Source organism: Bacillus sp. FSL K6-0268 (assembly GCF_038005425.1).
GTDB classification, from domain to species: domain Bacteria; phylum Bacillota; class Bacilli; order Bacillales; family Bacillaceae_G; genus Bacillus_A; species Bacillus_A thuringiensis_S.
The window spans coordinates 1,123,257-1,135,559 of sequence record NZ_JBBOTF010000001.1; the positions used below are offsets into that span (position 1 = coordinate 1,123,257).

Below are 12,303 nucleotides of genomic sequence, written 5' to 3' on the forward strand. Positions count from 1 at the left end.
TTTGAGCTCTAACGATCGAACAATATTGTTTTCATAATAGCAGCATATTCGCGAACATACATTTTTCTCTTAGAACGAATTGGTGTTTCAGCAGCTAGTGCCTCCATCTTCATGCCTAAACGCTTTGCAATTATTTTCGTTCGATATAAATGATACGTATTACTTACAACTACCGCATGTTTCACATTATATAAATCCATACTAAACTTTAAGTTTTCATACGTATTTGTAGATTGATCTTCTATTAAAATACGACTCTCATCTATACCATGTACCATTAAATAGTTTCTCATGCTATGAGCTTCCGGTATATCTTCATCTTCTCCTTGGCCACCTGAAACAATTACTTTCGCTTCAGGATGGGAAAATAAATACTCCAACGCTACATCCAAACGATTTTGAAGAGATAAAGACGGTCTATCTCCAAATAACTTTGCACCCAGTATAAGAACGTACGGAGAGTGATAGCTCAACTTTTCACGAGCAACTTTGTTCATTCGAAACGTCATATAAATGATGTATAGTGGCGGTAATAATAAAATCATAAGAAAGATCCATTTGTTCATAAATAAGTATTCACTCCCTTTCTTGTTATTATATAGAAAAAGAAAGGGAGGCAGAAGTGTTTTTTCAAACGATTGATTTATTAGAAACATGCGCCGCTACTTTACGTTGTGATAGTACATAATAAATAGCGATTCCTAATGAGAAGATCAATATGCAGCTTAATACGTAAAACGGCAGCATGACTCCAACTTTAGATACACCCGCTGTAAACAACATTAATAATAAAATTCGTATTCCAGTACCAATTAGGCGAAATAAGCTGTCTACACGTCCCATTACTTCATTTGGAATTTCCTCCATCATCAATACATTTCTCGCCACTCTTGTACCCGCATTTCCAACTGCATGAAAAATTGCAAGTCCATATAAGAAAATTACGGAAGGTTCAATACTCATTGCGGTAATTGAAATTACATAAATGAACATCGTCATAACGATTGAAACTTCTGTTTTTACATATTTCATTATGAGTGGAATACAGATTCCTGCAACAACCGCTCCAACACCGTACATCATCCCCTCTATTGCGTATACAGAGGCATTGGCTTTAAGTATATCCGAAATATAAACTGGTATTAAATAATTTGCCATCATAACACCTATAAACGGCATATAAGTGGCCAGTAAGAACCAAAAGAGCTTAGGACGTTTTTTCATAAAGTGAATTCCTTCAAATAATTGCTTCTTAAATGTTATTTTTCTTTTCACTTCTTTTTTCTTTACGTACGGTATACATAAGAAAAGAAAAAATGCTCCAGCAAAAGTTAACATGTCTACTAACAAAATCCACTTCAAAGATACAATTTCAATTAAGAAGCTCGCGGCCGCTCCAGAAATAACTTGTGTTAACTGTCCTTGTATTTCCATCGTTCCACTTAAACTTTTATAATGTTCCGCTTGAAATATCTCTTGGTTGAACGCAAATATTGTAGGATAAAATAATAAATAGTAGAATGATCCGGCTATATAAATAAGAATATAGTGAATAGAATGATAAGGTTGCCCAGCAAATCCCCATATAAACATTATTCCAATTACAGCTATTCCGATTCCTTCGTTACATAGCAATAAAGATTTTCTTGAAAAACGATCAATACTTTGCCCAATGAATGGTGTTAATAAAAACATAATGAGGGTTGCAATGATAGAAACATAACCAAATGTTGTCTCTCCTCCACTCTCTTTAATTAACAGCCACGGAATCGTTATCATAACAATTCCGGAACCAATAGCAGATAGACTATTGGCCCCTAGAATGTAATACAAGCGAGAATCATGATAAAGGGAGGACATATCACTCCACTCCTAGTTGCTTTTTCACCTCTTTATATACGCTCATATATGCTTTTAACTCTTTAACTACATCATGAATTAATGGTTTCGCATCTTCCCCAAGTTCCCCATCTTGCACATGTAATCCATCAAGCACAACTTGTTTTGGAATTGCATTTGCATAAACACCTCTAGCGACCGTTCGCATGCTGTTTAATGCATTTATTCCACCTTTACCGCCACCAGCAACCGCTAACAACGCAACTGGTTTATGAATAAATTCACTACTACTTAAGTAATCTAAAGAGTTTTTCAGCGCACCGCTCATCGCATTATGATATTCTGGTGTACATAATACAACCCCATCCGCAGCTTTCACTAACGTTTTCAATTTTTTTACTGCCTCTAAATCACGTTGTGACTCTTCTCCATTGTATAAAGGTAACTCCTCGATTGCTAAATCATATAATTCCCCTTCAAATTGATCCGCAATATATTTTGCCACCACGCGAGTTCTGCCAAATTTTCTTGGTGTACCGTTAATAACGACTAATTTCATGATTATTTCTCCCCTTTGTTTTTAAGTTCTACTTATATATTATCAGAAATTTCTATACAAAATACAATATAAAGAGTTAACTTGTTTCATAAAATAGTATGATAAACAAAAAAGAACTCATACTTTCGTATGAGTTTCGTACAATTACTTCGTTTCATCTCTCAGACTCAATGTACCTAAACTTTCATTTGCTTCAAAATGATTATATGCTTTTTCCGCTAATCTTTTCCGTTCTTCTGGTAATTCTATATATTTCATTACGTTTTCAATTATTTTTTCGTACGGAGTAAATACAATTCCCGGCCACTCTACCTCATCTTCTGGATTACTATTTTCGGAAATAATAAATTTTTTATTTGCGACTGCATAAGACACGCGAGGTGTTTCAAGAATTCCTGATAAGTAAAAATGAATATTTAATATAATTTTCGACCTAGCAATCAATTCATTTCTAACAATTCCCCACGCATTATTTTTAAAAACTATATTTAAATTCGGGGCAATCGCTTTTAGGTGATCAAAAATAGCTTGCCGCCTCGGATTAAGAGCACCTATAAACAGAATATCAATATCTTCAGTAATCTCATCTTCAAATGCATCTTTTTTTATTTCCAAAGTTGGAGCATAGTTCATTTCTACATGTTTTATTTCTTTTCCTACCCCTTTTTGTTTTAACCATTCTATATTTTGTTTACTATAATCCCAAATCACTCTATCTTTTAATAATATTAAATAAAGGGGGTGCGCATATGGACTTCCTTCGTATAGCTGTTCTAAATTATAAATAATTGCGTCTTTCGGAAGAAGGTTCGGGTTATATGCATATGTATGCGCTCCAAAAACAATTGTATTCTTTACATTTCCCAGTATTGTTTCTGATATAATTACTGTATTCCCCTCCTGCTCCAACCGCCACTTTAAAGCTCGCGCAACATCTATGAAACTACCGTATGTCTTTGGGCATATAAAAAGACAATAATCATATTCTTTATTCAAATAAGCTTCCATTAATTTTAGATTATTTTTATATAAATCTACATCCGGATGTTTAAGTACTAACTCATTTGCATGTTTTCTTGCTACTTTATATAATCCAGCATAATAAGCAGCAATGCATCTTCTTAATTCGATTCTTTCCCGATGTTCATCTAATACATCCATGTTTAAAAGAAGATTTGCGATACAATACGCTTTTAAATGATCACGATCATAATAATAGTCTAGTAGTGGCATCAATTCTTCATACGTATTTCCATGCACCGATTCTCCTAGTTCAATCGCCCATCGCATTAATTCCATGATTACTCCACTACTCCTTTAACCGAAAATGTATTTAATAAAATTTTGCATTATTCTCTACTATATTTGCTATATGAAATGGAATCTCTTCTTTAATCGATTCCAAATATTTTTGCGAAACGGCCCCTAAATGTTTTTTATGAGGTATATAGAAAGCACTAATAGAAATTTCATAATCAAATAAGTAATCATACACATGATAATCTACAAATAGAAGATCATCCTTTGGAAAAGGAATTTCCTTCCCTTGCAGAGCATACATCAAAGCAATATTGTTTTGAGATCGTAATCGATACAACCTTGCAAGTTGATATAATGGTTCAGCCCGGGTTGGTCTATATTCCCACGCTTTTTGAAAATAAAAAACAGCTAATGCTAAATATTGCTCTTCTTGCCCTTTAACAGTTTCTTTTTCATCAGCATCTGTCACTTCATTTTGTTTATTTGCTGAACGATTTGTTAACTGCTCATAACAAAATCCTATTCGCAATAACGAATAGAATACCTCTTCAACCCATCCCCCTGCTTCCACTCGTTTTTTATACCATTTAATCGAATCTTCAAATTGACTTAAATGAAAATAAGTCTGCGCTAAATAAAATAAATATCTTATATGCAAATCCGGCGTTGTTTCTGGGTCGCTTATTCCTTGTAATAACAACCTCTCATCTCTTTCAAATTTATCAGCTTTACTCCCGCCATCTCCAGGATCATTCACGACAAGAGTCTCTAACCGATCTACCCTCGTATTGTAATTCACTCCAACTTTTGAACGATCTATATCCCAATACTCATGAGTAACACCGACAGATTTCCATGGTAAAGAAGCTTTCAAAAGACGTGTAAGCCAATATTTAATATGAACATCATATTGCAATGTAAGATAATGATCTTCCGTTAAGCTCGTTTTATCGAAATTCGGATCAACCTCTAAAATCATATCTGCATCTAATATTAATAAATAATCCGCTTCTGGATATGTTTTTTGCGCTAATGAAACAGCTAAGCTTCTGTTATAACCAAAGTTTTTAAACGGCTCATGATGAACCGTTCCAGGTATCTCATTTTCCTTACACCAATTTTCAATAATTTCAGGCGTATTATCCGTCGATCCAGTATCACAAATAGAAACAAAATCTACAATTGATTTTGTTGCATTTAAACATCTTTCCATAATTCTAGACTCATTTTTGACGATCATACAAAGACATAACTTTTTTTCTTCCTTTACAGACTTCACTTGCTCATTTCCCATTTAACCACCTCATATTTTATTAGCACGCTCTTCTCATATGTAACAACATTTCTTAGCTATACTGATGACATAAGCACCCTTTTACTATTTATGAAAACTTCATTTTATTTATTCTTACTTTTATGTTGGGACATATTTCATACTTCGCTTTATATTTGATACAATCAATGCCAAAAAATATAATATGGGAATCCGTACATTTCAAAGTCTAAGGGGAGGTTATATTTTGTTGGATTACATTTGGCTAGATGACAAATCACCAATTTTAGAACAACTACCAAGAAACTTTAAATCTGCAGCTATATTGCTACATCCTTTTATCCAAATGCCTTTAGGATGGGAAAAGTCTGTGAGAAAAAGACCATATGAGCACATCTATCCTAGCACTGAAGAAATCATTCATAATGGGAAATCCGTTTCTTGGAAGGAAATGATGTCTTGTAGTGGATTACATTCATACGCAGAATTAGCAATGGCCATGTTGACTTCCATTAGTGCCCTTTCAGAAGAATATAAAAGAGAGGATTTAGCTGAAAAGCTACATTCAAACTTAAAAAAAGATCTTTATTATCCAACAGAAGATTATACGTCTATATTTTTATTACACAAATTACTTAAACTCCTCGGTTCTAAAGGTGCAAGAAATCTATATTTCTCTGAACCAATTCTTGATACAAACGGATTATTACAGGTAAATAATACTACTCCATTAGATATTTGGGACATTAGCAATAACGAGTTAATTATTACTGGCGAAGACAATGAGTATGCGTTTATGAGTATATACGATTCCTTTACAACCTTATTATTAGCTAAAGAAGAAAATATAGAATATATTGTTCAATCAATGAATGTTGAAGCTGTCATTTGTGACAAAAAAACGATGATTGATTGGTATTTGTAAATTAGTAATTTCTTAAACTATAAAAAAGAAACTTGCGCTTATGCACAAGTTTCTTTTCAAAAACATCCTTATTTTTTTACAACTTCATGTCCACCGAACTGATTACGTAGTGCTGAAACTACTTTTCCATGGAATGTATCATCTTCCTGAGAACGATAGCGCATAAATAATGACATCGCGATTACTGGTGCCGCTGCTTGTAACTCAAGCGCAGTTTCAACAGTCCATTTCCCTTCTCCTGAAGAGTTCATTACACCTTTAATGCCATCAAGTTTAGGATCATCTGCAAATGCTTTTTCAGTTAAGTCCATTAACCAACCGCGGATTACTGATCCGTTCGCCCATACTTTTGCAACATCTTCATAATTGAAATCAAAGTCACTCTTATCTAGTACTTCAAATCCTTCAGCGATTGCTTGCATCATGCCGTACTCAATACCGTTATGAACCATTTTTAAGAAATGACCACTACCAACGCGGCCAGCATAAGAATAGCCATTTTCTACTGCTAAATCTTTAAATAAAGGTTCTAATTGGTCATAAATTTCTTTTTCTCCACCAACCATTAAACAAGCACCGTATCTAGCTCCTTCTACACCGCCAGATGTACCGATATCTACATAATGTAACCCAAAGCTTTTCGCTTCTTCAGCACGGCGTAACGTATCTTTATAGAATGAATTTCCGCCTTCAATAACGATATCACCTTCATCTAATAACGGATACACATCTTTTAATACTGACTCTACAACTTCTCCTGCAGGCACCATTACCCAGATCGTACGAGGAGCTTCTAATTCAGCGATCATTTCTTTTAATGTATGACGTGCAGTAATTCCTAGTTTTCCTGCCTTTTCTACAAGCTCTTTATTTACATCGTATACAACTACTTCATGCTTGTCTTCATGTAAGTGTTCAGCTAATGGGAATCCCATTTTTCCTAATCCAATTAAACCTAGTTTCATATTAATCAATCTCCCATTCTATACAAATATATTTAATATCGAAATTAATCCAAGTGCTACAACTGATAGTATAGTCTCCATTGCGGTCCATGTTAATAATGTTTCTTTCACAGTCATTCCGAAATATTCTTTAATCATCCAAAATCCCGAATCATTCACGTGTGATAAAATTAATGACCCTGCGCCTGTTGCAAGTGCTAGTAGTTCAACATTTACACCAGGTGTACTTGCTGCAATCGGTGCTACAATTCCAGCTGCTGTCATCATAGAAACAGTTGCCGATCCAGTTGCGATTCGGATTAGTGCCGCAATTCCCCACCCTAATAATATCGGTGAAATATGCGATTCTTTCGCCATATCTGCAATTGTCGTTCCAATTCCAGAATCTAATAGTACTTTATTAAATGCGCCGCCTGCACCAATCACTAACAATATGTTTGCAATTGGCCCAAGGCAATCATTTGTAAATTGTAATACTTTATCTTTAGAAAATCCTTTTGCATAACCAAGGCTAAAGAAAGAATAAATCGTTGCAATTAATAAAGCGACTATTGGATCTCCAATAAAGTGTAACACTTGTGCAAGTTGACTCGTTTTATGTAACGCTACTTCAGCAATGGATGCACCAAGCATAAGAAATACTGGAAGTAAAATAGTAAACAATGTATTTCCGAAGCTAGGAAGTTCTTTCTTCTTATCTCTTTCAATAAATTGCTCCGCTATATCTAATGGTACTTCCTTATGGATACGAGCACCAATCCATTTCCCGTAAAGTGGACCTGAAATAATTGCAGTTGGAAGTCCGACAATTAACGCATATAAAATTGTCTTCCCTACATCTGCTTTAAAAATACCAACTGCCGCCATTGCCGCTGGATGCGGTGGAACAAGTCCGTGTACGACTGACAGTCCTGCTACTAGCGGAATACCGATTGTAATAAGTGATACCCCAGTTTCTAACGCGATTGTAAATACTAACGGAATTAATAGGACAAATCCAACTTGGAAAAATACCGGAATCCCTACTAAAAATGCAACGAACATCATCGCCCAGTGAACTCGTTTCTTCCCAAAACGATTAATTAATGTGTTAGCGATACGTTCAGCACCACCAGATTCGGCCATCATTTTTCCAAGCATCGTTCCTAGTGCTAAAACTATTGCTAAAAATCCTAACGTATTACCAAGCCCTAGTTTAATAGAATCAATAATTCCTGGATCTTTTGGTGAAGTTCCAATTAAAGGCATTCCCATTGCTAATCCTACACCAATTGCTGTTAAAATTAATGCGACAAATGGATGCCATTTTACTACCGTAATAAGTAAAAGTAGTATGACAACTGCCGCTAGTACGATCCCAACTACCATTTCTCCCAATCCCCCTATTATTTACGTTGGAAAGCAGCTATACAATCAAATTCTTCTTTCAAGCGATTGTAAAGTCGTTCATACATATAAAACATTTCTAAATATATAGCCGTATTTTCTTTATTCGGTACATGGTGATGAACAATATCAATCCAATCCTTTACCTCTTCAAGAGAATCAATTTTTCCTACAGCATATAAAGCAACTGCCGCTGCCCCAAGCGCAGATGCTTCATGACTTTCAGGTACAAGCAATTCTTTCCCCATCATATCGGACAACATTTGTCTCCAAAATGCAGATTTCGCAAACCCTCCTGAAACTCGTATTTCAGTAAGTGGCCCTGTACAATCTCTAATTGCGAGTGCTACTGAATATACACTCATACAAACACCTTCCATCACTGCACGTATAAAATGTTCTCGCTTATGTTGAAGATTGATTCCAAAGAATGTACCACGAGCATTTGCATTCCAGTAAGGTGCGCGTTCTCCAGATAAGAAAGGTAAGAACAATAGCCCATCCGCTCCAGCTGGTACGCTTTCTGCATATTTAATTAATAAATCATAAGGATCAATTCCGAGCTTTCTTGCTACTTCTTGCTCTGGACTACCAAATTCATCACGTAACCATCTCAGTAATATTCCGCCGTTATTCGTTGGACCACCGATTACCCAGTGCTCATCTGTTAATGCGTAACAAAACGTTCTCCCTTTCTCATCTGTATTTATATTTGATGAGATTGTTCGAACCGCACCACTCGTTCCAATGGTAATTGCAGCCGCACCCGGTGATATCGCCCCAACTCCTACATTTGCAAGAACCCCATCACTTGCTCCTATGACAATTGGTGTCTCTGCACTTATCCCCATCTTCTGTGCTAATTCTGGCTTCATACCTGATAAAATATATGTAGTTGGTACAGGGGTTGATAATTGTTCTGGTGACATATGTAACATAGTTAAAACATCTTCATCCCAGTTTAATGTTTCTAAATTAAATAACCCCGTAGCAGAAGCAATCGAATAATCAACTACGTAGCGTGAAAATAATTGGTAAATCACATACTCTTTAATGGAAATGAATTTATAAGCACTTGTATATAACTCTGGTTCCTCTTCTTTCATCCATAACAATTTAGAAAGTGGTGACATCGGATGAATTGGTGTACCTGTACGTCTATAAATTTCATGCCCATTCATTTGTTGTAATAATTTTTCTGATTGCTTCGTACTTCGATTATCTGCCCAAATGATAGAACGCGTTAATGGCGCACCATTTTCATCTACTGCAATTAATGCGTGCATAGCTGTACTAATACCGATTGAAGAAATATCTTCTGGTAATACATTACCCTTTTCGATGGCAACGCTTACACTTTTGTATACAGCGGCACATATTACATCAGGATCTTGCTCAGCCCATCCGACGTTCGGTTGAATAATTGGGTAATCGATTGCATGTGATGCAATGACTTTTCCTTTTTCTGTGAACACAACCGTTTTCGTACTTGTGGTACCGATATCAATCCCGATTACTCTCCCCCTTGTTTCCATGCGAATCTTCCCTTCATTTCTAGCAAAATACGATTTAGTAAACCGTTTACATGAATTAGTATATAAAATATTTTTTCATTTATCAAGTTATAAAAAGAAAATTTTTTTCATATAAAAAAATAAATCTACTCATTCCATTTCACTTATACACTAAATTTAGCTACTCCTTGCGGTAAAATTACGTTATATTCGTTACGCAATACACTCTTTCCTCTCATTAACAACACATACATAGTCCTCCATACGTTCTACTCATTTGCATGAAGAAAGAGTTGAAAAGCAATATTCATTTTTAGCGGTCACGTAATATCGCTATCAAGCCAAGAAAAGTAACTACCCGCAGAATGAAAATTCTGTGCATTTTGCTCTTGTTTATTGTTTTAAGTTCACTAGTCCTTTTGTCTTGATAAAAATAGAGCGCGGCCCCTACTATTACTTTTTTATCTTGTAAATATATCTTGCATACTATAAAATTCAACAGTATTTTTATTTTTCAGAAAAATAAAACAATAATATAGAATTTATTGTATAATGTTGTAAAAAGATGTCGGAGGGATTTAATGTTAAATACAATATCTCAATTCACAATTAAGCTTTCATCAATTCTTTTATCACTCTTACTATTATTAAATTTACCTTATTTATTTATCACTCAACAAGGATTTACCTTTCAACCAATTTATTTTTTTAATCAGATCGTTACCATGTTAAAACAGGTCTTCTCCCTTGAATCATTAGTGATTATAGGATCAGACCCGAAGTTTGGCCATTTCAAAAAAACACCATTATTTCCAACTGTTTTAGAACCTTACCTATATTCATTTACTATATTATTTTCAGCCTTTTTTCTTGCTCTCTTTTTATCATCTAGCATGGCATTTTTTTATTTTTTAGCAAAAGATTATATAAAAAAATGGATAAACCGAATTGTGTTCATATTAGAAGCTGTCCCTGATATGATGATGATGATTTGTTTGCAAATATTTTTCATATGGGTACTTCAGAAATTTGGGGAATCTCCTGTCACTATTATTTCTTTTAATGAAAATCGAGCTTATTTACTCCCTATTTTATCATTAGCTGTCTTACCTACATTACAAATGTTTCGGATGATGGTGTTATACATAAAAGAAGAACAAGGAAAACATTACGTAGAGGTTGCATATGGAAAAGGCCTTTCATCAAGTTATATATTATGCATTCATTTATTCAAAAATATATCTATCCACTTCTTCCACCATTTAAAAACGATTTTTGTTTTCTTACTTTCTAATTTATTCATTTTAGAATTTGTTTTTAATATGGAAGGCATTATTCAATTTTTATTTAATAAGGCGTTTGTTTCACCTCCAGCTACATTTATTATACTTGTTATGATTATTTTACCGTTTTACGCCATTTTCCAAATAATCTCATTCATGATGAATAGATGGAAAAAGCAATTGAAAGGAGTATCATTATGAAATCTATTTGGAAATCAAAACGCTTTTTAATCGGCTTTACTTATTTATTCATACTTATTTCAGCTAGTTTTATTTATAGTTGGTTCTTTAAAGATAACATCCCAAAACCTCCTCAGTTACTTTACAATGAAAATAACGAATTACTTGGAAAGGCTCCCTTTCCACCATCGTTAATTCCACCTTTTGGCTCTGATCGTTTTGGAGAGTCTGTTTTCTTACAAATTGTAGAAGGAGCAAAATTTACTATTTTATTAGCCGTGGCAATTAGCTTCTTTCGAATTTTATGCGGAACATGTATAGGAATCCTCTTAAGTTTATTTGCTCCAAAACTCAAGAGATTTTTCCAGTCATGCTCAGAAGTTTTTTATTATATTCCAACTCTATTTATCGCATTCATACTCATCACGCCCGTTAATATTATAATCACATCAAATGCTGATGGGGTAGATCCAAATATTTCATTTACGTTTTATCAAGTACTCGTACTTATTTTCGTCGCTCTGCCTACACTTTCTTTATACATATCCTCAGAGGTTGATGAATTTATGAAACAAGATTACATCTTAAGTTCACAATTACTGGGGGCTAGTCGTTTTCATATTATTAAAAAACACTTACGAGTCTTATTACTTGACCGCTTATTTGTATTATTTATGGAACATATCGTCCAAACACTCATACTCGTTATCCATTTAGCGTTGCTTAACATTGTAATTGGCGGCATACAAATGCGTGAACTCTATGACGGAGTGCTCAAACCTGTTTCTCTATCTAATGATTGGGCAGGTCTTATTGGATTAAATCGTAATGAAATGAATCTTTCATGGTGGATTATTTTTTATACTCTCGCTTCATTCTTTATTACGATTCTATTTATTAAGCTTATGACCATCGGGATTCAAGATGCACTGAAAGCAAGAGATTCGCAAATTGTAGCAATTCAAAACGTTCCAGATCATAAAAAATTTGTTAAACATAAAGATTCCTTTTCGTTTGCAAATAAAGTAAACCTTTAATCATTTCTCATTAATCAAGTATTAATTGGCATCGATATTAGTAGAAAATAAAGAAGATGATCCATATTAAATACAGGGATCA

Annotated in this window: 11 protein-coding genes; 3 read left to right on the plus strand and 8 right to left on the minus strand. The window is 34.3% G+C overall.

Features of this window, described 5'->3' with window-relative positions; genetic code table 11:
• Positions 1-8: 8 nt before the first annotated feature.
• The 5 genes from MHI28_RS05560 to MHI28_RS05580 all read right to left on the minus strand — a co-directional run bounded on the left by MHI28_RS05560 (position 9) and on the right by MHI28_RS05580 (position 4,952).
• Positions 9-566 (minus strand): YdcF family protein, encoded by a 558-nt coding sequence (locus MHI28_RS05560; RefSeq protein ID WP_001045718.1) that lies wholly within the window; start codon positions 564-566, stop codon positions 9-11.
• Positions 567-630: 64 nt separating this feature from the next.
• Entirely contained in the window at positions 631-1,860 is a 1,230-nt protein-coding gene (locus MHI28_RS05565; protein WP_000097155.1) for an MFS transporter, read from the minus strand.
• 1 nt (position 1,861) lies between these two features.
• Positions 1,862-2,398, minus strand: coding sequence for an NADPH-dependent FMN reductase (locus MHI28_RS05570; RefSeq protein WP_000780355.1), 537 nt, complete (start codon positions 2,396-2,398; stop codon positions 1,862-1,864).
• Positions 2,399-2,542: 144 nt separating this feature from the next.
• Positions 2,543-3,697, minus strand: a complete 1,155-nt coding sequence (locus MHI28_RS05575) for a hypothetical protein (protein ID WP_000422336.1) — start codon at positions 3,695-3,697, stop codon at positions 2,543-2,545.
• 34 nt (positions 3,698-3,731) lie between these two features.
• On the minus strand, positions 3,732-4,952 hold the full coding sequence (locus MHI28_RS05580) for a glycosyltransferase (protein ID WP_000526226.1): 1,221 nt from the start codon (positions 4,950-4,952) through the stop codon (positions 3,732-3,734).
• Positions 4,953-5,091: 139 nt separating this feature from the next.
• On the opposite strand from MHI28_RS05580, the gene MHI28_RS05585 reads away from it, so the two are divergent.
• Positions 5,092-5,856, plus strand: a complete 765-nt coding sequence (locus MHI28_RS05585) for a DUF2711 domain-containing protein (RefSeq protein WP_025989024.1) — start codon at positions 5,092-5,094, stop codon at positions 5,854-5,856.
• 68 nt (positions 5,857-5,924) lie between these two features.
• Here MHI28_RS05585 and gnd read toward each other — a convergent pair whose 3' ends face one another.
• From gnd to gntK, 3 genes are read right to left on the minus strand one after another with little or no spacing between them, the layout of a single operon-like run.
• Positions 5,925-6,821: a phosphogluconate dehydrogenase (NAD(+)-dependent, decarboxylating) gene (gene gnd / locus MHI28_RS05590; protein WP_000765981.1), complete on the minus strand. Its 897-nt coding sequence runs from the start codon at positions 6,819-6,821 to the stop codon at positions 5,925-5,927.
• An 18-nt stretch (positions 6,822-6,839) separates the two neighbouring features.
• Positions 6,840-8,189, minus strand: coding sequence for a GntP family permease (locus MHI28_RS05595; protein WP_000260204.1), 1,350 nt, complete (start codon positions 8,187-8,189; stop codon positions 6,840-6,842).
• A gap of 17 nt (positions 8,190-8,206) precedes the next feature.
• A complete protein-coding gene (gntK, locus tag MHI28_RS05600; RefSeq protein WP_000449998.1) occupies positions 8,207-9,742 on the minus strand; it encodes a gluconokinase in 1,536 nt (511 codons plus the stop codon).
• 560 nt (positions 9,743-10,302) lie between these two features.
• Between gntK and MHI28_RS05605 the strand changes: the two genes are divergently transcribed.
• Positions 10,303-11,205 carry an ABC transporter permease subunit gene (locus MHI28_RS05605; RefSeq protein ID WP_000935302.1) on the plus strand — a complete coding sequence of 301 codons (903 nt, stop codon included), beginning with the start codon at positions 10,303-10,305 and terminating at the stop codon, positions 11,203-11,205.
• Positions 11,202-12,221 (plus strand): ABC transporter permease, encoded by a 1,020-nt coding sequence (locus tag MHI28_RS05610; RefSeq protein WP_000836577.1) that lies wholly within the window; start codon positions 11,202-11,204, stop codon positions 12,219-12,221. Before MHI28_RS05605 ends, MHI28_RS05610 begins: the two co-directional genes overlap by 4 nt.
• Positions 12,222-12,303 lie beyond the last annotated feature (82 nt).